At 44.5% G+C, this 20,908-nt stretch carries 16 protein-coding genes; 3 read left to right on the top strand and 13 right to left on the bottom strand.

The window, feature by feature from the left end; all coding sequences use genetic code 11:
- Positions 1 to 42 precede the first annotated feature (42 nt).
- A complete protein-coding gene (gene rplS, locus ECHVI_RS06525; RefSeq protein ID WP_015265172.1) occupies positions 43 to 408 on the top strand; it encodes a 50S ribosomal protein L19 in 366 nt (121 codons plus the stop codon).
- Between the two features lie 63 nt (positions 409 to 471).
- On the opposite strand, the gene ECHVI_RS06520 is transcribed toward rplS, so the two are convergent.
- The gene (locus tag ECHVI_RS06520; protein ID WP_041738373.1) at positions 472 to 1,044 is read right to left on the bottom strand and encodes a 2'-5' RNA ligase family protein; all 573 of its coding nucleotides are present in this window, start codon (positions 1,042 to 1,044) and stop codon (positions 472 to 474) included.
- Between the two features lie 229 nt (positions 1,045 to 1,273).
- Here ECHVI_RS06520 and ECHVI_RS06515 point away from each other — a divergent pair, with 229 nt between their 5' ends.
- Positions 1,274 to 2,188, top strand: coding sequence for a universal stress protein (locus ECHVI_RS06515; protein ID WP_015265170.1), 915 nt, complete (start codon positions 1,274 to 1,276; stop codon positions 2,186 to 2,188).
- Between the two features lie 73 nt (positions 2,189 to 2,261).
- Here ECHVI_RS06515 and ECHVI_RS06510 read toward each other — a convergent pair whose 3' ends face one another.
- From ECHVI_RS06510 to recJ, 3 genes are read right to left on the bottom strand one after another with little or no spacing between them, the layout of a single operon-like run.
- Positions 2,262 to 3,782: a GH3 auxin-responsive promoter family protein gene (locus ECHVI_RS06510; protein ID WP_015265169.1), complete on the bottom strand. Its 1,521-nt coding sequence runs from the start codon at positions 3,780 to 3,782 to the stop codon at positions 2,262 to 2,264.
- A 3-nt stretch (positions 3,783 to 3,785) separates the two neighbouring features.
- On the bottom strand, positions 3,786 to 4,517 hold the full coding sequence (gene lptB / locus ECHVI_RS06505; protein WP_015265168.1) for an LPS export ABC transporter ATP-binding protein: 732 nt from the start codon (positions 4,515 to 4,517) through the stop codon (positions 3,786 to 3,788).
- 2 nt (positions 4,518 to 4,519) lie between these two features.
- Positions 4,520 to 6,289: a single-stranded-DNA-specific exonuclease RecJ gene (recJ, locus tag ECHVI_RS06500; RefSeq protein WP_015265167.1), complete on the bottom strand. Its 1,770-nt coding sequence runs from the start codon at positions 6,287 to 6,289 to the stop codon at positions 4,520 to 4,522.
- 372 nt (positions 6,290 to 6,661) lie between these two features.
- On the opposite strand from recJ, the gene ECHVI_RS06495 reads away from it, so the two are divergent.
- Positions 6,662 to 7,246 carry a peptidylprolyl isomerase gene (locus ECHVI_RS06495; RefSeq protein WP_015265166.1) on the top strand — a complete coding sequence of 195 codons (585 nt, stop codon included), beginning with the start codon at positions 6,662 to 6,664 and terminating at the stop codon, positions 7,244 to 7,246.
- A gap of 2 nt (positions 7,247 to 7,248) precedes the next feature.
- Here ECHVI_RS06495 and ECHVI_RS06490 read toward each other — a convergent pair whose 3' ends face one another.
- The 9 genes from ECHVI_RS06490 to ECHVI_RS06445 form a co-directional block, all read right to left on the bottom strand.
- Entirely contained in the window at positions 7,249 to 7,869 is a 621-nt protein-coding gene (locus tag ECHVI_RS06490; protein ID WP_015265165.1) for an SPOR domain-containing protein, read from the bottom strand.
- Between the two features lie 143 nt (positions 7,870 to 8,012).
- Positions 8,013 to 9,413: a class II fumarate hydratase gene (gene fumC, locus ECHVI_RS06485; RefSeq protein ID WP_015265164.1), complete on the bottom strand. Its 1,401-nt coding sequence runs from the start codon at positions 9,411 to 9,413 to the stop codon at positions 8,013 to 8,015.
- A 574-nt stretch (positions 9,414 to 9,987) separates the two neighbouring features.
- On the bottom strand, positions 9,988 to 10,479 hold the full coding sequence (locus ECHVI_RS06480; RefSeq protein WP_015265163.1) for a hypothetical protein: 492 nt from the start codon (positions 10,477 to 10,479) through the stop codon (positions 9,988 to 9,990).
- A 23-nt stretch (positions 10,480 to 10,502) separates the two neighbouring features.
- Positions 10,503 to 10,886: a RidA family protein gene (locus ECHVI_RS06475; RefSeq protein WP_015265162.1), complete on the bottom strand. Its 384-nt coding sequence runs from the start codon at positions 10,884 to 10,886 to the stop codon at positions 10,503 to 10,505.
- A gap of 221 nt (positions 10,887 to 11,107) precedes the next feature.
- On the bottom strand, positions 11,108 to 12,805 hold the full coding sequence (locus ECHVI_RS06470; protein WP_015265161.1) for a hypothetical protein: 1,698 nt from the start codon (positions 12,803 to 12,805) through the stop codon (positions 11,108 to 11,110).
- Positions 12,806 to 13,271: 466 nt separating this feature from the next.
- Complete coding sequence (locus tag ECHVI_RS06460) at positions 13,272 to 15,269, bottom strand: RagB/SusD family nutrient uptake outer membrane protein (RefSeq protein WP_015265160.1); 1,998 nt, start codon at positions 15,267 to 15,269, stop codon at positions 13,272 to 13,274.
- 30 nt (positions 15,270 to 15,299) lie between these two features.
- Entirely contained in the window at positions 15,300 to 18,809 is a 3,510-nt protein-coding gene (locus ECHVI_RS06455; protein WP_015265159.1) for a TonB-dependent receptor, read from the bottom strand.
- Positions 18,810 to 18,926: 117 nt separating this feature from the next.
- On the bottom strand, positions 18,927 to 19,997 hold the full coding sequence (locus tag ECHVI_RS06450; protein ID WP_015265158.1) for a FecR family protein: 1,071 nt from the start codon (positions 19,995 to 19,997) through the stop codon (positions 18,927 to 18,929).
- Positions 19,998 to 20,150: 153 nt separating this feature from the next.
- On the bottom strand, positions 20,151 to 20,723 hold the full coding sequence (locus ECHVI_RS06445) for an RNA polymerase sigma factor (protein ID WP_015265157.1): 573 nt from the start codon (positions 20,721 to 20,723) through the stop codon (positions 20,151 to 20,153).
- Positions 20,724 to 20,908: the final 185 nt, after the last annotated feature.

Below are 20,908 nucleotides of genomic sequence, written 5' to 3'. Positions count from 1 at the left end.
TTTGCAATTCGAATTTGCGATAAGCACATAAATCATACAGATATGAGCGAACTACTTAAAATTGTAGAAGAGGAATACAACGAGGCGAGAGCCAAGTTCCCTTCTTTCAAGTCAGGAGATACAATTAACGTTCACGTACGCATCAAAGAGGGTAACAAAGAACGTGTGCAGCTGTTCCAAGGTACCGTCATCCAACGTAAGAACGTTAACACCAATGGAGAGACTTTCACTGTAAGAAAAATCTCCAGCGGCATCGGTGTAGAAAGAATTTTCCCTCTTCTTAGCCCAAGCATCGAGAAAATCGAAGTGCTGAGACAAGGTAGAGTGAGAAGAGCTAGACTTTACTACCTACGTGGTCGTCAAGGAAAGGCTGCAAGAGTAAAAGAAAAAATCAATGTGAAACACTAATTCACAGCCTAAAGCATAAAAAAAGGGAGCCGTTTTGGTTCCCTTTTTTTATGATCTTCCGCACTAATCCTGAATGCCCGTCGTATCCATAGCCATGGGGATCATTGCCAATACTTGCCACCTAAAATCCACCTTTTTTAACAAGGCAACCTGCTGGACTTCCATTTTTCCATAAAAGCCTTTTTCTTTTAGCATTGCCCAGCATTCATCAAAAAATCGCTTTTTCAGGTCACTGTACACCAATGTCACATGGGGCGTAAAAGCCTTATCGCTGAGCTCCACATTTAGCTTCAGCTCCCTTTTACAATATTGGCTGAAGGCTTCCTGCATGGAAGTCAACGGATCACCGCCATGGACCCGCGCATACATAATCCGCCTGCCAAAGCGCCCAATGCCCTTAAACTCCAACGGAAAAGAAGGCTGGTCTTTAAAAAAAGCTTCCAGCAGCGCTCGGAGCTTATCCTCTTTAAATTCATTCCAGACAAATGGCATCTTTAGGGTCACATGGGCGGGAGATTTCAGCGCATGCTTGGCATTGTACTTATCCCGCACAGCTTCCTTTATTTCCTGCGCTTGGGCCTGTACCTCCTCTGGTGGGACGATCGCCACAAAATATTTTTGTAATGACTTTGGCATGCTCAAAGATGCATAATTTAGGTTACAATAATAAAACCCCCATGGGAAAACCATCGCTGTCGTTACATGACACGCCTCGGTCCAATCCGCCCATACCTGAACCTCTCTTCCATTAAATCTACAGCTGAGCCGATCATCATTTCCCAAAGCTCCCCATTACAATTCTCCGCGTTTCTCTTTCTTAGCTGCTCAGTATCTATTAAATTGTTACAAATTCTTTAATCAACTTATGGCACAGAACAATACAGCATTGGTCGGACTGGACCTTACCAAAATGGACAAGGTGATCTTAGAAAACATCAAAAAGGTCATCGAACTTTTAGACCTAAACAAACTCTATTTTACCCATGTGGCAGCAAACCTTGCCCTTCCTGATGATATTGCCAGTACTTATCCAAATTTGATGGCTCCAGTAGATGAGAGCATCGAAAAGGAAATTGAAAATAAAATTGCTTCCCTCGGCCTTCCTGCCGAGGTAGAAGTGGAAGTCAATGCAGAAGAGGGCGACCCCATGGACAGCCTCTTGAGATGGTCTAAAATCAAACACGTAGACTTCATCATCATGGGCAGAAAAACAGCCCTTGAAGGTAGCGGAAAACTCCCTAAGCGCATTGCTCAGAAAGCGCCTGCTTCCGTCTTCTTCGTAACAGAAGATATGGGACAAAATCAGCTGAAAAAACTATTGGTACCCATTGACTTCTCCGAGCATACCGAAGTAGTCCTTGAAAAAGTCGAAAACTTCATCAAGGAGAAAAAAGATGCCGAAATTCGTTATATCCACCTTTACGATGTGCCCATTGGGTATCACAAAACCGGTAAATCCTTCGAGGAATTTGCCGAAATCATGAAGGAAAACGCGAAAAAAGAATTTGATAAGATGGTGAAGAAACACAAAATCGAAGACCATCCATGTGATTTTGTGTTAAATAAAGATTCTATCAAAGCCGATGACATCCTCAAGGATGCCCTCGCCAAAGACATAGATTTAGTGGTCATCGGCAGCAGGGGCAGAAGCAATTCAGCGGCGCTGCTGCTGGGAAGTGTAGCGGAAAGATTGGTCGAAATCAATTATAAAGTCCCCATGCTGGTCATCAAAAGAAAAGGTGAGAACATGAGCTTCCTTCAAGCCCTGCTGAACATCTAATCGATCCCTCAAAAAGACATGCCATTTATGCCTTGGTTTTCGCATCAAGGCATGAATGGATCCTTTCACATTTTTATTTCATAAGCTCCAAAATAGCATCGATGTATTCTCGGTTGTTGGCCAATCGAGGCACCTTATTTTGGCCGCCCAATTTGCCACGCGATTTCATCCATTTTTCAAAAAGTCCCGCTGCCGCAAAATGCACCTTAGGCCTGTCCAATGCAATATCACGGTAGCGTTTGGCATCATAATCTGAGTTGACCTCCCGAAGGGTAGCGTCTAGTTTTTCTTTAAAAACAGCCTCGTCTGAGGGTGCTTGGCTAAATTCGATGATCCATTCGTGTGCCCCCTTGCTGTCTGAACCTTCAAAGTAAACCGGTGCAGCCGTAAAATTAACCACTTTGGCATCGGTAGCTTCAGCCGCTACTTCAATAGCCTTCTCGGCATTTTCCACGATCACTTCTTCCCCAAATGCATTGATAAAATGCTTGGTCCTCCCTGAAATCCGAATTCGGTAAGGACGGATGGAAGTGAACTTAACGGTATCCCCTATCTTATATCGCCAAAGCCCCCCGTTTGTACTGATGACCAAGGCGTAATTCTTGCCCAATTCCACCGCCTCCAATGGCAAAACTTTGGGATCATCGCTGTCCCATTCCTCCATCGGGATAAATTCATAATAAATGCCATAATCCAGCATCAGCAACAACTCATCTGAATTTTTCTGGTCTTGTATGCCAAAAAAGCCTTCGGAAGCATTATAGGTTTCCATGTAATGCATCTGAGAAGAAGGGATCAGCTCCTCAAAGATCCTCCGGTAAGGCCCAAATGCCACTGCTCCATGAAAGAAGACCTCTAGGTTTGGCCACACCTCCAGAATGCTCTTGGAATTGGTCAGCTCCAGGATCCGCTGCAGCAGGACAATGGTCCATGTGGGCACGCCCGATATGGTGAGCACATTTTCTTCCATGGTCTCCCGCGCCATTTTCTCGATCTTCTCCTCCCATTCGCTCATCAAGGCTGTCTCAAGACTCGGCGTCCTGGCCAGCTGTGCCCAGACGGGCAAATTCCGCATGATGACCGCAGAAATATCACCATAATGACTGTTTTTATTGTTATCTAGCCGATTGACTTCACTGCTACCACCAATCGCCAAGCTCTTCCCCGTAAAAAGTTTGCTGTCTGGGTAATTGTTGACATAGAGAGATAGCATGTCCTTCCCACCTTTAAAATGGCAATCTTCCAAGGATTCTTGCGAAACTGGAATAAATTTGCTCCGGCTGCTGGTCGTCCCAGAGGATTTTGAAAACCAACTGATTTCAGACGGCCATATGACATTCTGCTCCCCCCTCATGGTCTGCTCGATATACGGCTGCATCTGTTCGTAGCTATGCACCGGCACTTGGCGGTCAAAGTCCTTAGGACTTTTGATATCAGCAAACCCATATTTTTTCCCAAACTGGGTTTTTTTTGCTGACTTGATCAGGTCAAAAAAAATGTCTTGCTGCACTTCTATAGGATTCTCCTTGAAGTTGTCAATTTGACCTATACGGATTTTAAAAATCCAGGTCATAAAAGTATTTAATACGTCCATAAATTAAATCTTACGTTTCAGTTCAAAGTGTTTTCCCAAATACACTTTCCGAACCTGTTCATCGGCAGCAAGCTCCTCGGCCGTTCCGGCTTTGAGCAATTTTCCTTCAAACATCAGGTAAGCGCGATCGGTTATCGAAAGGGTTTCGTTTACATTGTGATCCGTGATCAAAATGCCTATGTTCTTATTTTTCAATTTTGCCACGATGGTTTGGATTTCTTCCACGGCAATGGGATCCACCCCTGCAAAAGGCTCATCCAATAAAACAAACTTCGGATCCACTGCCAAGGCCCGTGCAATCTCTGTTCTCCTACGCTCACCACCCGAAAGGACCATGCCAAGGTTTTTGCGCACATGGGTAAGGCTAAACTCCTCTAAAAGTTCTTCCATTTTTTCTTTTTGGGCTGCTTTTGGCAGATTGGTCATTTCCAAAACCGCCATAATGTTCTCTTCCACAGAAAGCTTCCGGAAGACAGATGCTTCCTGCGCCAGATAACCAATTCCTAGCTTTGCCCGACGGTACATGGGAAGGGGGGTGATCTCTTCCTTATCCAAAAAGACTTTACCACTATTGGGCTTGATAAGCCCTACGATCATATAAAATGAGGTGGTCTTACCTGCTCCATTTGGCCCCAATAGCCCCACAATCTCTCCTTGCTCTACCTCGACCGAAATATTGTTAACCACTTTTCGGCCTTTGTATATCTTGATCAGGTTTTCTCCTCGTAGTATCATGGTCAGTCAAATTTGATGTCCTTCACATACAGCTGAAGGCTGCTGGTATTTCTGAATGTATTTTCCCTTACTTCAAACGCAATGTTAAACCGCATTTTACTGCGCAACATTTCATAATAGGTCGCAAAACCAAATGCGATGCACACCGGACTGGTCACCTGACCGTCCTGCACGATCTCGAATTTCAGGTGTTTGTCCTTAAGCACCTTAATGTTCTGCGCATATACTTGGTTGGCACAGAAGATCGGCTCGGTATTCCCCGGCCCAAACGGCGCCATCTGACGCAATATATTATAAAATTTGTAATTGATCTGATCCAACTCCAGTTCATCGTCCACTTCCAGTACGGGTTTGGTATGGATATCGGCAATGCGACGCGTGACCACCTCCTCAAAACGCGCCTGAAAAGCCGGCACCTTGTCCAATTCCATCGTCAGGCCTGCCGCGTATTTATGTCCGCCAAACTGCTCCAACAGGTCGCTGCATTCACTGATGGCTTCATAAATATCAAAGTCATATACCGACCGGGCACTTCCTGTAGCCTTATTGTTCGATTCTGTCAGGATGATGGTCGGGCGGTAATACTGCTCGATACACCTCGATGCCACAATCCCGATTACACCTTTGTGCCAATCTTCCTTGTACAGCACCGTGCTCTTGTAGGGCTTATCCTGCTCCCGATCCTCGATCATTTGGATGGCTTCCTTGGTGATATTTTCATCAAAATTCTTCCGGGCAGCATTGACATCTTCCACCACCTCTGCCCTACGCAGGGCATCATGGATATCCTGGGAAATCAACAGCTCCACAGAGGCTTTTGCATGCTCCAGTCTTCCGGACGCATTGATCCGTGGGCCTATCCGAAATACAATATCGGAAATATCAATGTCTTTATCTGATTTTAACTGCAGCATTTCACGCTGCAGCAGCTGGCGGTTTTCCAGCAGCTCCTGAAGGCTACGCTGCCCTTTCCCGGCCAGTATCAACGCCATCAATCCCGGTCTTGGGTTGTTGTTGAGCCGTTCGAGTCCATAGTGAGCCAAGATCCTGTTTTCACCCGTGATCGGCACAATATCCGCAGCAATGCTCACCGCCACCAAGTCCAACAACCCAAAAAGGTGGCTGGCGTTCTTCCCTGTCTTTTCGGTAAAGGCCTGAATCAGCTTAAACCCGACACCACAACCGCTGAGCTCTTTATAAGGATAGGTACAATCTTTCCGCTTGGGATCGAGCACAGCCAAAGCATGGGGCAACTCATCCCCTGGCGTGTGGTGATCGCAAATAATAAAATCTACGCCCAAGCTATTGGCCAATGCCACTTTCTCTATGGCTTTTATCCCGCAGTCCAAGGATACAATCAGCCGAAAACCATTCTCTGCTGCATAGCGGACACCCCTTTCGGACACCCCATACCCTTCTTGGTAACGGTCAGGAATATAAAAATCCACATGGGGATAGACACTGCTTAAAAAACCATAGAATAATGCCACCGCAGTGGTGCCATCTACATCATAATCACCATAGACCAAAATCTTCTCCTCTTGCTCAATCGCCTGCACCAATCGATCCACAGCCTTGTCCATGTCCTTCATCAGAAACGGAGAGTGAATCTTATCCAGATCAGGCCGAAAGAAGTCTTTTGCTTCCTGAAAACTGGTCACCTTTCGATTGGCCAATAAATTGGCCAATGTAGGATTCACATTGATTTCACTACTGAGTGATTGTACTGTTGATTGATCTGCCTTGCTTTTTATTTCCCACCGAAACTCCATACCTCCTAAATTACTAAACTAAAGGACTTCTTTATTAAAAAAAATGGCAATTATTTCCACCCTTTTCAGCACAATACAGGTAAGTCCTTGGGCCATAACGCCATCCAATAACACCTCCCCCAAAGACCTCTTCAGAAACAGGAGGTTATCGCTTACGTTTCCTGGTGAAAAAATTCATCCATAAACTTTTACATTCCCGTGTGATCTCCCTTTTAGTCAGATTTAATCAGCGGATTTACTATCTTTCTTTCAAAGAAATCCCTATCAAGGTTTTATCTGAGGCAACAACATCGTGAACCAGTGTCAAGAGATACCCAGAATGGAAACCAAAAGATGGTAGAATATTAAAATCAGTACAACTAAATTAAAGGCATGAAAGGATACTTCCTACTTTCCCTTGTTTGCATGGTGCTTTTTTCTTGTAACTCCGGTGCAGGGAAAAAATACCAAATCGGCCAGATCAACACCCCTAAAGGTGAAATGCTCCTTTGGCTGTATGATGAAACGCCTGAGCATAAAAAGAGCTTTATCCGTCTGGCCAATGCCCACTACTGGGATTCGCTAAGCTTTAACCGTGTTATTGAGGATTTTGTGATCCAAGGAGGGTGTCCCGATACTCCTGAAGGCTTTGCTGATTCACCTTATTTACTGGAACCGGAATTTGTGGATACGATTCGGCATGTCTATGGCGCTGTCGGAGCAGGACGAGATGACAATCCCGAAAAGCGCTCTGCAGGCTGCCAACTGTACATAGTCCATGACAAGGAAGGCATTCCTAGGCTTGATGATAATTATACGGTGTTTGGGCAGGTTTTTAAAGGCTTGGATGTATTGGAAGCCATCGCACACGTTCCTGCCGATTCCACGGACACACCACTAAAGACGATTTCCATGGAAGTAAAAGTCATTGAAATGACGGCCGCTGAGCTGGAAAAAATAGGCTATACCATTCCCTGAAATCAATCGACCACTTCGCCCAATACCTCTTTCAAAGGCACACGATTCCCATCCTTATAGGGCACTATCCAAGCGGTACGGATGCCTAACTTCCTCATGAGCTTTTTGAAGGAATCCGCCTCGTCGTAATCCCTGTAATAGCCCACTACCATACGCTTCAGGTCTCCCTTATGTTCCACATCCAAACTAAAGCCGGAGGGGATCTCCTTTTCATACTCTTCCTTCGTAAGTGCTCCTATCTGCACCCTGAAGACCACTCCTTCACCCCATTTGGTATTGACATCTGGCTTGGTTGACGCCCTATTACTTGCCTCCTGATTGGCCATGGTTACGTTTTCCCCTTCAAGGTATTCATGCTTACTTTGCTCCATTTCCAAGTCTTCGCCCTGCTCTGCAAGCTGTGCTCTCAAGGATTCATTTTCCTTTTCTAATGTAAGGATCTCCACCTTTTGCTCTTGTTGCTGATTGATAAGCTCCCAGTATTCTTCAGGACTCATCTTTCTAAGCTCCTTCTTCAGGGCTTTCTTTTTGGCCTTGGACAATTGCTGTGATTGGGCAGTAACCGACAATGCAAGGAATAATCCCAGCACCAGACCACTTCTCAAAAGGTAATTTGAAACCATATTTGTCAATGATTTTCTTTAGTGATAAAAAAAGGGAAGCATATTTCATGTAAAATACGAAATATACTTCCCCTTTTAAAATTTGGATAAAATAAAGTTGGCACTATCCCCTTCGGAGAGGAAAATCGCTCACCAAGACCATGTTATTTTAACCCGCCAATCATATCTTCAGGTTTTACCCATTCATCAAATTGCTCACTGGTCAGCAATTCTAGGTCGATGGCAGCTTCTCTTAGACTAGTACCCTCTTTATGGGCCTTTTTGGCGATTGCAGCGGCATTTTCATATCCGATATGGGTATTCAATGCGGTTACCAGCATCAAGGAATTCTCCAAGTGCTTCTTGATAAACGGCCTGTTTGGCTCAATACCGATGACGCAGTTGTCATGGAAAGATACGCATGCATCTCCCAACAACCTGGCAGAAGTGAGCAGGTTGTGAATCATCATGGGCTTGAAGACGTTCAGCTCAAAATGACCATTGGATCCTCCAACAGACACGGCGGTGTCATTCCCGATTACTTGGGCGCAGACCATGGTCATGGCTTCTGCCTGAGTAGGGTTCACTTTACCGGGCATTATGGAAGAACCGGGCTCATTTTCAGGAATCAGGATCTCGCCAATTCCAGACCGGGGACCTGATGAAAGCATCCTGATGTCGTTGGCAATTTTCATCAAACTGACCGCCAATTGCTTCAATGCACCATGGGTCTCCACGATGGCATCATGGGCAGCCAAGGACTCAAATTTATTAGGAGCCGTCACAAATGGATGGCCGGAAAATTCAGCAATCTTCTTAGCGACCAATTCGGCATAGCCTTTCGGGGTGTTCAGCCCGGTACCTACAGCAGTACCGCCCAAGGCCAGTTCAGAAAGGTGCTCCAAGGTATTCTTCAATGCTCTGAGGCCGTGATTCAGTTGTGCCACGTAGCCGGAAAACTCCTGCCCCAAGGTCAAAGGGGTCGCATCCATAAAGTGGGTCCTGCCAATTTTGACCACATCCATAAACTGGTCTGACTTATCCTTCAAGGTATCCCTTAGCTTCTCCACACCAGGGATCGTCGTCTCTACCACCATTTTATAGGCTGCAATGTGCATGGCAGTAGGAAAGGTGTCATTGGAAGACTGCGACTTGTTCACATCGTCATTGGGGTGGATGGTTTTTTGCTCATCTTCCAAGCTCCCACCGCCCAGGACATGGCCTCTGTAGGCGATCACCTCATTGGCATTCATATTGGACTGGGTGCCAGAACCGGTTTGCCAGATGACCAACGGAAACTGATCGTCCAATTTACCCTCCACAATCTCATCGCACACTTTGGCAATGGCATCTGCCTTTTCCTGTGGCAATACTCCCAGCTCAGCATTGGTCAGGGCCGCTGACTTTTTAAGTATGGCAAAAGCATGGGTGATTTCCAATGGCATTCGGTTACGCTCACCACCAATCTTGAAGTTATTGATGGATCGTTGGGTTTGGGCACCCCAGTACTTGTCCGCAGGGACTTCCACTGGCCCCATGGTGTCTTTTTCTACTCTATATTTCATCTGTTATCTATTAATTTTAGTCACAAATTGGCCCATGGCATTTCGGGTAAAGGCCTCGCCAACAGCACCCCTAAATTACGACCTGAGGGGCAAAAACCATAAGTGTAATGGGATTTTATGCCGCAATTAATCGTTTAAATAAAAAAGTGCAGACCAAGGTGATTTTTTGGGTCAAGGATACCCCATTAGAAACACATTTATGATGATGGACTTTCTGGCATTTTTTGGATCAAGCCATATTTCTGGGGGGCGAGGGATTTCCGACCAGGCCTAAGGATTGGGGAGTGGAGAAAAACTCCTCTTTAGGGGGAATTTCTCTCTTTGACGTTGTCACTTTTTTCCTGCAGGTGAAAAAAGGACAAGGAAGTACCGGTGACACCTGCCATGCGTCTTGATGAAGGAGCAATCGAAAGTTCCTTTATGGAGCGTTGGGGATAGAAACGTCAATCATTCATCATTACCTCCATCCGGCCAGCCTTTACCCCAGTTTTTCTGATTGATCCCATTTTTTGGTATCCGTGGTGCGATCATTATAAAAACAGGCCGTCTCCAACTTTGTTTGATTGGCCCAACATCATCTATTCTTCTGCAAACTGAGCATTCTATGGAAAATATGCTGGGTTTGCTTGACCTTACGCTTAAAGTGTGACCACGCAAACATTATATTGCCCACACCCACGCCAAAGCTGATCAGGCTAAAGACCGGTTCTTCTTGAATAAACAGAAAAAAAATGGCCAACGCCAAGGTCACTATGGACCAAAAAACCATGAAAAAGGTAGAACCCGGAAACAACTGGTAATCCAAAAAGATGATACATCCTGCATGCGTAGACTCAATATGACCTTTGATCAAAGGCAAAAAGCTATCGGCTCTTTTCACTACCATGGAAAGTCGAAAACTATCTTCATTAACCTTCCCATTGAAAAGATGTTCTTCTCCCTTTCGGCTCAAGGTATGGCTCAGATAATCCACATCCCGGGTAACCTGATCTAAGCGTGAAATAACATCTTCACAATGCATCGAAGAAACCAACACTTCACTATGATGGGGCAAGTACTTGATCATTCCTTCCTACCTCCACAGGTGGGTTATGCCTTTACGGCGATACACGAAATTTCTACCTGTACATTTTTTGGTAATTTGCTTACTTCCACGGTTTCCCTTGCAGGAGGGTTTGATGGAAAATATTGACCATAAGCTTCGTTTATGGTACCGAAATCATCCATGTTTTTAATAAAAATAGAACATTTTACCACATCTCCAAAACTATAGCCTGCTGCCGACAAAATCGCATCCAGATTTTTCATCACCGCATGGGTCTCTTCGGTGATGTTTTCATTGATCAGCTCCCCGGTTTCGGCGTCCAAGGCGATCTGACCAGAAATAAAAAGTGTATTCCCCGCCTTGACCGCCTGACTGTAAGGCCCGATCGGTGCAGGAGCATCTTTGGAGTAAATAATATCGTTTGCCATCCTTTGTTATTTTTATTCAAAGGTAGGGATTTCCCCCGAAAATAGCAGCGGTTGGAGTATAGTTAGTAACCTGATTTAAGTGCAGAATTGGCCTGAAAAGAATACAAGGTCCAATAGACGAATGAATAAACGATCTCGCGCAAAGAAAAAAATACGTCGCAAAGAATTCAAAGAAATTCTTCCTTAAAAGTCTTTACGACGTATTCCTCTTGAGTACAGGCTTAATTTATGTCCCCCTGCTCCAACGTATCGTGGTTATTGTCCAGCTCCGTCCAATCCACTTTTTCATCCGGATCGATTCCATTGATATACATCTCAATATTGGTGTAGCCATCTCCGTTCATATCGGCTGTGGCATCGGAAGGGTCGTTTGGATCCAAGCCCACCTTCTGCTCATAGCGATCCGGCATGCCATCACCATCTGTATCAAGATAAGGCGTGCCATGATATGCTGGATAACCACCCACTTGAGCGATATCCGTGATGATGCCCATTTTATACGCATCTCTTGGCAATCTTCGGTGCTCAAACTGGTAAAAATCATCAGGATTCAATCCTTTCACATATTCAGGCTTTCCTGTTTTGACCGTCCTGATGACCCTTTCATCTACAGGATCTCGTCGTGGAAGTGTCGCTCCAGCATTGGCCATTACATGCTCATATGCTTCATCAGCAGGCATTATGCTCATTTTGGGCATTGGGAAAGGGCTGTTGGATTTGATGCGGGGAAAATAAATCTTAGCTTCTTCCAAGCTCATCTCGCCGCCTTTTTTGCCATTGAGCTGTACACCCCCCTCCCAATTGTCGGCGGTCACTTTTGGATTTCCTTCCACGATGTTTCCAGTGATATGGGCCCTGCCCCATACCAATGTGTCCAATCTGGACAACACCGCGTCTGGACGCAAGATCCGATGGGAAATGGTTTCGCCATCAGGTGTTACCGGCCCCGGCTTGTAGTAGTTGTTGATGATATTGTACTTGGCCATATAATCACCACCATCCGTGGTCCTATGGCTCCAGTTGAACACCACATTGTTTACAAAATTAAAGATGCCGTTCCAGCCAATAGACGGATTTCTGCCGGCATTATTGGCCCAGAGATTACGCATAAAGGAGCAATTTTCTCCTCCCAGCGTACTTCCAAGGGAATGATTATACGTGTCCAGCGCTTCGGAGAAGATGCTGTTTTGGATGGTGATGTTGACTGTTCCGCGTTTTACATCTTTGTAGTCTCCACCGGGGCTGTACATGTGACGATACATCGACATGTTTTCATCCAAGCCCCAACTGGCAGATACGTGGTCGATCATGATATTGCCCACTGGATTGCCGCCGATGGCATCATCCCTTCTCCCGACAAATGTCTCTCCTCTACGGAAACGCATATGGCGGATCACCACGTCATGGGTATCGATCCAAACGGTTTCCCCGGCCACGCATACGCCATCTCCCGGAGCAGTTTGTCCCGCTATGGTGACATAGGGTGCGCGGATGATCAAGGGCGATTTCAGTTTGATAATGCCGGCCACATTGAAAACAATGATCCTGGCTCCACCTGTTTCGCAGGCTTCCCGAAGCGTACCGGGGCCCCTGTCCTCCAAACTCGTGACCGTTATCACTTGACCGCCACGACCACCAAAACTGTACATTCCACCACCTTCGGCACCTGGGAAAGCTGGAATATCTGCCTGAGGAAGGTCTGTAGGCCGAAAAGCCCAAGGAACATAAGGCTTGCCTGCTTCCATTTCAGCAAGGACAGTCGGCCAAGCGGCTTCCCAAGCTTCATCGCTCAGCTTTTGACTGGCCGTCATGATGGAATCCGACTTGACCCTTGCCTCTGCCGGCACTTTTGGATATTGTGCAAAGGCCGCAGATATAGCCAATATCGATAAGGTGAGTGATAAGATCTCTTTTTTCATTTTATAGGTATGATATTTTGGATTGTTCTGTTCAATTTCCAAGCTAAGGGGTTTTTCTCCAATCTAAACCTGTTTGCTGACCAAGCGGGAAAATATCCTGCTCAATTGGGGTATTATGCTGATGAGGCAACCGAAATGGCCATAAGGCCTTTCCGGTTGCCTCGTTCCGAATTTTGTCCACACTTTTGCAAGCACTTATTCCTTAGGTGTGAAACGGTTTCAACCGTTTATCACCCTGGCGTTAGGAAGGATCTTTTCAGTTATTTCGTAAGAGATTCCTCCTTTCATCGGAATGACATAATAGATGCAAAAGTCTTTATCCTTCATACCTTCTATCTCCTACTTGATACTTAAGTCTTGCTACTTGCTACATTATTCTTTGCTCTTGGTGCTAACCAAAAAAACCTCCCTGACAACCGCGTGAACGGCTCAGGAAGGCTTTATTATCATTAAACCATTTTAATCCTTATTCTGCCAGGGGATTGAAAGTGCCCTCACCACTAAAACTATTCCACCCAACAGTTTGCTCTAAGTATGGAGAAGAGGTCAGTACATCCTCATTAAGGCCAATGAAATAATACTCAGGATACCAGTGAAACTCCCAATTGTTGTTGGTCGGATCAAGATCATCTTTGATTTGAACTTCATAGAAATTGTCATAAAGATAATCCAAATACTCTTCCTCTGTTTCGATACCATCAGGATACTCCTCAGGGGCACGATCTATGATTGGGGCGTTGCCATCTGCATCTGCAATCATAGGATCCTCACCTCCGGTATAAGGATTACCCGCTTGGTCCTTGACCACCACGTAAATTCCCATTCGCCTCATGCCATCTATTGGTTCAAACCCAAAACGCTGAGTATATCCATATTCATCGTCCATCAATAGCCATCTTCTCAAGTCCCAAAATCTACGACCTTCAAACGCAAATTCTACTTTTCGTTCTTCAATAACTTTTGCAAAAGCTTGATCTTTGCTTAAGCCTGATCCAAGCCCAAAGGTCCCATCAAGGTTTTCAACTCCTGCACGCTCCCTTACTTCCATGATAGCATCTAAACCCTCCTGAATATTACCAATCCCAATAGCAGATTCAGCAATATTCAAGACTACTTCTGCAAAACGAATCTCCATAATATCAGTTCCACTGAATGCAAAATTATCAGCACTTGAAGCATTTGGATTGGTAGACTTCTTCATATATATACCACTGGAGTTTGCTCCATTAGTTTCTGTGGTTTTATTTGGTGTTTCATCACCTTCAGAATTATACCACCTATAGCTCCAATGTCTATAGTCACCATCTTCATCATAAGGCCATAAGGCCCCATTGAAAGCAAAGGTATGGTAAAACCTAGGGTCCCTATTACGATAGAAATGATTGAGATCATATTCATAGTTTGGTGACTCATTGATCGGACGACCATCTGCCATAGGGAAAGAATTAACCAGTTGTATAGTGGGCTCCATTCTGCCGTCACCCCCTAGGTTTCGGGGACGGCAAGCTTTTTCCCATCCATTATTTTTTTTAATTTGATCAGATGAAGTATCATTAAACCCATAGATCATCACTGCTTCAGGATTATCCACCTCTTCAAACCACATTTTACCCCAAGCTTCTCCATTCTCGAGATTTCCCTTTTTATAAAGTCCAAAGCCATTTCCTTCAAGAATATTTCTAGCCTCTATGGAAGCCTCATACGCCGCCTGCCACCTAGAAGGATCCTCATCCCTATTAAATAGAGGACTTGCCCAAGTTACCAATACGCGACTTTTAAGGGCAGCTGCTGCTCCACTGGTGATTCTCCCCCAATCATCTCCTGTCCATCTGCCAGGCAATAACTCCATTGCCATGTCCAAATCAGCCACAATCTGGTCGATACAAGCTTTGGTGGTACTTCTGGGTACTTGGGTTTCTGTGGCATCTGCTATGATGGGGTTTTGAGGTTCTAATACTAATGGAACACCTCCATACAGCTTAACCAAATCAAAATACTGCCAAGCTCTCCAAAAATACATTTGTCCCTTTAACTCATTTCTCAATTCCTCAGGAAGCCCATGCTTATCGATTTCTGACAAGAAAAGATTGATCTCCTTCATACGGGTCCACGTGTTATTCCTTATACTAGTACCCATTCGCTCACCAAAATACTCCAATGCATGATCCTCGGTAAAGGAAATTTGGGAATACTCTTGATTTAATGCACTTCGGCCTGGCATCTCATCGGTGTTTTTTGAAAATTCGAATCCTCCAAACAAATCCCAGATTAAGTTTCTTCCATTATCTCCTGGTGAAAACAAATAGTAAACATAATCTACGTACGCTTGAGCCATGTGAGGATCTTGAAAAACCTCTTCATTTACTCCGGTCAAATCTTGCTTTTCCTCTAAGAAGTCATCATTGCAACTGGCCAACACCATTATACTTAGTGCAAAGCTCCATATATAATTAATTTTCTTCATTGCTCTTAAAATTTTGGGTTGTTAATAAAATTAAAGGGAAAGATTTAAGCCCAAAGAGTAGGTTCTTAAGACTGGATAATTATCCCATGACCCTCCGACAGAGCTTTTATAACTGAATGGGTTATAAAAATTAACGGGGTTCAGTATATTGAAATATATCCTCGCGCTACTGATCTTAAGCTTATCGGCCACGTGCTTTGGAAGCCTATAACTTACATCCACATTTCGCATGGCCATCCTGAACCCACTAACCCTCCAAAACTCTGACCTTGGGTTAAGACTTATGTCTTCCCAATATGGATTGGGAAATTTCCCCGTTGGGTTTAACTCGGGATCGTATATATCTCCCCAAAATGCAGGAACACTTTCGTAAGAATCTGGAATCTCTTGCTCCATCGCATTTCTTGCATCATACTCAGACCATCCACCAAATGAACCCGCGATCACCGCATTCAAGCTGAACTGCTTATATCCCAACTTGATAGTCATGCCATATCCATAATGATTAGATTCCCTTTTAGCCAATTGGACTTGGTCATTTTCGTCAATTATCCCATCAGGTTCTGCAAACGTCCCATCTGATTGCAATTGCCCCCTTACATCGCGATAGTAAAGCATTCCTGGTTTAAGCTCATCTACTACAGTGCCAAATACTTGTGTAATGTCATATTGCTCTACGTAAGCATCTATATCCTCTTGGCTTTTAAACATACCCAAGTAATCCATTCCCCAAACCCCTCTATCCGTAGAAGCGTTAGGCTGGGCATTCCAGGGATATAAAATATCAATTTCATTAAAGTTGCTGACTTTAACTTTATTGTCATACCAAGAGAATCGACCGTCTATCCCGTAACGGAAATCTCCCACTTGATCATTCCATCCTACAGATAGTTCATACCCAAAGAAATCAATTTCACCGAAATTTTCAGCAGCCACTGTTCCACCGACTGTTACTGGTACATTACCAGTCCTTTCCATCAAAAGGTTGGTACCTTTGTTATAAAATGCTTCTACCGTGGCGGACAATCGGCTGTTAAGGAACCTGGCGTCAATCCCAAAGTTATTTTTAAAATCATCGCTCCATGTAGCATCTCTGTTAGGGGAAGACTCCATCTTCATACCGATTCCTGCATCATTATCACCACCAAACACGGCTCCCTTACCATTTTGGAAGGTATATCGCTGTCTCCACTGCCAGGCTTTGGTATCATCTTTTCCAAGTAAACCGGCAGAATACCTAAACTTTAAGAAATCTATCCACGAAGCGGTAAAAAAGTCCTCATTGGAAATAATCCAACCTGCTGACAATGAATAAAATTTACCCCAATAGTTTTCCGGTGCAAATTTGGTGGATGCATCTGATCGGAATAAGAACTCTGCCAAATATTTATTGGCAAAACTGTAATTTACCCGGCCAATATAGCCTAGAGATCCTGATTCAGATCCTCTGGTCCAACCATCGATTTCACCAAATGCTGAACTAAACTGCCCATTGGTAAAGCTGGCAGGTTCTTCTTTTCTTACCCACTCATTGGAATTCTCTGCCTCAGCACGTTCTATACTGAACAACGCACTAACAGAATGTTGACCAAAATCATTAGCGTAATTAACCGTGAAATTGGTTTGGGTAGAAATAAAGTTATCATTTGAATAATAGAGACGGTCTCCGTTTTTATATTCCCTACTTCCAGAAACTTCTGCTCCATCATAGATATGACCATACTCTCCTAAGCCTTCAAACTGATACAACCTGTAGCGAGTTCCTACTTGAGTCCCTCTACTACTCCCCATATTCCTGCCGTATGAGATCCTAGCCTTAAGGCCTTCCAAGAACGGCATCTCATACTCAGCAAATAAGTTTACACTCATGTTCATATCAGTATCAGTAGCCAGGTTATCCAACTCCTGAATTTCGAAAAAATGATAATCTCCAGTTCCACCATCAGGTAAGTCCACTGGGAAACCATTGACATACGGTGGGATATAGCGTGGCGTCAACAAAAGATTTTTATAATCATTTTCATCATTTTCACCACCTATCTTATTGAACGTCTTAGTTTTATCTGAATAATATCCAGCAACCTGTAAACCAGCTTTCAACCCATCAGCAACTTCAATATCTGCTCCAGCCCGAAAATTCCATCGATCATAATCCAATGTGCTTAAATTTCCATCTTGGGTAAAATAGGAGGCACTTGCAAAATAATTCGCCTTGTCTGTCCCTCCACTTACATTAAGATTATGCCTCATATTAGAAGCGGGAGACCATGCTTGCTCCAACCAATCGTAATTAATTGTTCTAAAATGATCTATTTCATCCTGTGAAAAGACGTAATTTTCTGGTTCACTATCAGCATATTCCCCTGATCCATTAGGGCCATTCATGATGTTATAATACATCCCAAAATCATACGCACTAAGCATCTTAGTCCGATAAGCTTCATCGTTTACCCCATAGGAGCCACTATAGCTAAATCTTGGCTTGCCATCTCGGCCTCTCTTGGTAGTGACGATCACCGCACCATTAGCACCCCTAGAGCCATAAATGGCTGCTGAAGCATCTTTCAGGAAGGAGATACTTTCAATCTCAGCCGGATCCAAATTGTTAAATCTAACATTGTCATTACTACCATCAGCAGCAATCTGAATCACCCCATCAATTACGTACAAGGGAGAGTTATTTCCCCCATCTTTTGAAAAAGACTGAGGATTTCGAATGGTCAGCGAAGCGGCAGTACCAGGACGGGTATTTCCTCCACTTACTCCTACACCTAATACCCTGCCTGCAAGAGCAGCACTTAAGTTGCCTGTAGGTAGATCTTGGAACTCCTCTGGATCGATCGTCTCTACTGCACCAGTAAGATGTTCTTTTTTCACCTCTCCATAACCTGTCACTACTACTTCCTCTAATGAATTGTCATCTAGTTCCAAGGTGATGTTTATTACCGATTGCTTACCTACAACTACCTGCTGCTTTTCAAAACCTATAAAGCTAAACTGCAGTGTTTCGCCTTCATCTACATCTATCGAATACTTACCGTCCGCATCCGTTACCGTTCCTCTAGAAGTTCCTACTACCGAAACGGTCGCTCCAGGAAGGGAACCACCTTCTTCGTCGGTCACAGTACCGGTGATGGTCACTCTTGCTGCCGCACGGGTGACTTCCGCTGCAGGAGTTTCAGCAGCTTTTACACTGATGCGGTCATTTACTTGCTGAAAGGAAAGCTTATGGGAAGTAGCCAACTGTAAAAGCACCTGCTCCAAGCTTTCATTGGTCACGTGCATATTCACCGGCTCCAGCTTACTGACCATTCCTTTGTTATAAACAAACGAAAAATCCGTTTTTGATTTGAGCGTGGCCAGCACATCCTCCATGGAGGCATTGTTTGCTTCCAGGCTCACCATTATTTCGTTTAGGTCTTTTGGGTCTTGGTTTGCATACCCCTCCGCATGCAAGGTGCTGATCAAGAACACCTGTAATACCAACCCTACCAGGCAAAACCTGCCCAGGCTGTAAAGGCTGTATAACTTTTTCTTCATAATCATTGGTATTTAGGTTAATTGTTAATGCTGTAAATCGGGCTTGTGACACCCCAACCTTCAGCTTTTCATTGGGAATAATTGTTGTTTCGGGTTATGTTATCATACTGACTAATGCTATTTAAATTGAATGGTTACTTCTTTGTGATCAATGTTAAAATCAAAATCAAACGAATAAGAAATGCTCTGAAGTACATTTTCCAGATTATCCCGGTGAAATTCCCCCGAGACCCGTTGTGCTGAAGGCTTTTGCCCTTCCGTCTTTATCGTTACACCGTACCACCTTTCCAGGGCTTTTATGACCTTGGTCAGTGGCTGGTCGTCAAAATACAATGTTCCCGCTGTCCAGAGCAGCGCGGTCTTTGGATCAAACTTCCCCTTGGCGAAGGCCTCGGAAGTGGCTACTGCCTGCTCGCCTGGATCCAAGTAAATCCTGTCCGCTTCTGTGTCGTCCTTTGGCGTCAGCTCCACCTTTACTTTTCCCTCTACCAGTTTTACCTTCGCTGCTTCTCCTTCAAATGCAGAAATATTAAATGCCGTCCCCAAGGCCTCGGTCACCAGCGCGCCGCTGTACACCCTAAACGGCAATAACGTGTCCTTTTCTACCTCAAAATAGGATTCACCCGAAAGGCTTAGATCCCGGTGCGTGGTGCCAAAATCAGCTCGATACCGGAGTTCACTTGCTGCATTCAGGATCACCTTGCTTCCATCGGGCAGGATCACCTTTTTCTTCTCCCCCGCAGCGGCTGTTCGCACAACCCAAGATACTTCCTCTTGACCTGTCTCACCATCCTGCTGTGTCACGGCCAACTCGTTGAGCAAAACGGCACTGACCACCATCACCAAAAGGATTACCGATACCTTCAACCACGTAAACTGGGAGCCCCTGACGGCGTAATGCTCCCTGACTTTGCCTTTCAAGGGCTTACTTTCCGCCTTATCAATGGAAGCATAAAGATTGTTCAGGAGCCTGATCTGGTCAGCCTCTTGCCACTTCTCTTCTTCCTCATTTTCCTTTTCCAAAGCCAGTAGGATTTCCTTGGCCTGATACAAAAGATCCGCTTGGCCAGGGTGGGCATTGAGCCAATTTTCCCAGTACAAGCTTCTCATGTTCCCTTTGCCGAGCACCCAAGTCCGAAAGGAATCATCTTCTAGGAAATCTGCTATATGTCGAAATGACTTGTCCAAAATCTTTTGCCTTTTAATGATAAGGGGATCGTTTCATCAAAATCTCATCACCAACAACAGACAAAAGTTTGATTTTTACACTAAACACAAAACTTTCGACTTTATGTTAATAATTATGCAATGCAATAGCCTTTAAAATCAAAAAATAACAAGCTATTTTGTTTGGTATTGCACACTTTCTCTTAGGGATTCTTTAAGTATTTTGATGGATTTGAAAATCAGGTTGTACAGTGCTTCAACGCTTATCCCCATCATTCCGGAAATTTCCTTATAATTTAGATTGGCAAAGAAACGAAGGTACACCGCTTCCCGCTGCCGCTCGGACAAATTCCTGATGGCCTTGTATAGTTGTTGATTGGATTCATTTTTTCCTTGTTGTAGGATAATCCCTTCCATATGGGAAGCCTCAAGCAGCTGCTCAGGGGCAAAATAATCCATGGGCTCCTGCTGACGCAGCTTCGAAAGCTTCCGGATGATTTCCCTCCTGAAAGCCGTAAACAGGTAAAACTTTATGGACTGTTCTATATTCGTCGTCTTACGCTTATGCCAAAGGTCCAAAAACACATCTTGGATGCTGTCCTCCACTACTTGGCGGGCACCGGTAAACTTCTGCCCGTACCGAAACAAATCTTTGGAATACAGGGTAAACGAATAGCCAAAAGCCTTCCTGTCATCCGCCGAAATCAGCTTCCATAATTGCGTATCGTTTAGTCCTTCATAATTCATTGCTTCTGGGTTTTGATTCAGCATGGTCTCTTCTGACCCATCCTACACTTCAGATCAAGCCGCAAGACTAATCATCATTGAAAGAACTACAGTTCATTGGGTTTTTGTAGCTTATACAAAGTTATTTCCCCTCGATAAAAAACCTCCCTGTACTTACCTGCTGCCATAAGGATGCATCCGCTTAA

The sequence above is a fragment of the Echinicola vietnamensis DSM 17526 genome, assembly GCF_000325705.1.
Classification (GTDB): Bacteria; Bacteroidota; Bacteroidia; order Cytophagales; family Cyclobacteriaceae; genus Echinicola; species Echinicola vietnamensis.
The sequence above is the reverse complement of the archived record's forward strand: the minus strand, read 5'-3'. Positions and strand labels throughout refer to the sequence as shown.

What these genes read in the sequence shown, in the direction of transcription:
- ECHVI_RS06475 (WP_015265162.1), bottom strand. Translation starts at nt 10,886, where the DNA reads ATGGCAAACGATATTATTTACTCCAAAGATGCTCCTGCACCGATCGGG.
- rplS (WP_015265172.1), top strand. Translation starts at nt 43, where the DNA reads ATGAGCGAACTACTTAAAATTGTAGAAGAGGAATACAACGAGGCGAGA.
- lptB (WP_015265168.1), bottom strand. Translation starts at nt 4,517, where the DNA reads ATGATACTACGAGGAGAAAACCTGATCAAGATATACAAAGGCCGAAAA.
- ECHVI_RS06480 (WP_015265163.1), bottom strand. Translation starts at nt 10,479, where the DNA reads ATGATCAAGTACTTGCCCCATCATAGTGAAGTGTTGGTTTCTTCGATG.
- ECHVI_RS06515 (WP_015265170.1), top strand. Translation starts at nt 1,274, where the DNA reads ATGGCACAGAACAATACAGCATTGGTCGGACTGGACCTTACCAAAATG.
- recJ (WP_015265167.1), bottom strand. Translation starts at nt 6,289, where the DNA reads ATGGAGTTTCGGTGGGAAATAAAAAGCAAGGCAGATCAATCAACAGTA.
- ECHVI_RS06460 (WP_015265160.1), bottom strand. Translation starts at nt 15,269, where the DNA reads ATGAAGAAAATTAATTATATATGGAGCTTTGCACTAAGTATAATGGTG.
- ECHVI_RS06445 (WP_015265157.1), bottom strand. Translation starts at nt 20,723, where the DNA reads ATGAATTATGAAGGACTAAACGATACGCAATTATGGAAGCTGATTTCG.
- ECHVI_RS06520 (WP_041738373.1), bottom strand. Translation starts at nt 1,044, where the DNA reads ATGCCAAAGTCATTACAAAAATATTTTGTGGCGATCGTCCCACCAGAG.
- ECHVI_RS06470 (WP_015265161.1), bottom strand. Translation starts at nt 12,805, where the DNA reads ATGAAAAAAGAGATCTTATCACTCACCTTATCGATATTGGCTATATCT.
- fumC (WP_015265164.1), bottom strand. Translation starts at nt 9,413, where the DNA reads ATGAAATATAGAGTAGAAAAAGACACCATGGGGCCAGTGGAAGTCCCT.
- ECHVI_RS06510 (WP_015265169.1), bottom strand. Translation starts at nt 3,782, where the DNA reads ATGGACGTATTAAATACTTTTATGACCTGGATTTTTAAAATCCGTATA.
- ECHVI_RS06455 (WP_015265159.1), bottom strand. Translation starts at nt 18,809, where the DNA reads ATGAAGAAAAAGTTATACAGCCTTTACAGCCTGGGCAGGTTTTGCCTG.
- ECHVI_RS06490 (WP_015265165.1), bottom strand. Translation starts at nt 7,869, where the DNA reads ATGGTTTCAAATTACCTTTTGAGAAGTGGTCTGGTGCTGGGATTATTC.
- ECHVI_RS06495 (WP_015265166.1), top strand. Translation starts at nt 6,662, where the DNA reads ATGAAAGGATACTTCCTACTTTCCCTTGTTTGCATGGTGCTTTTTTCT.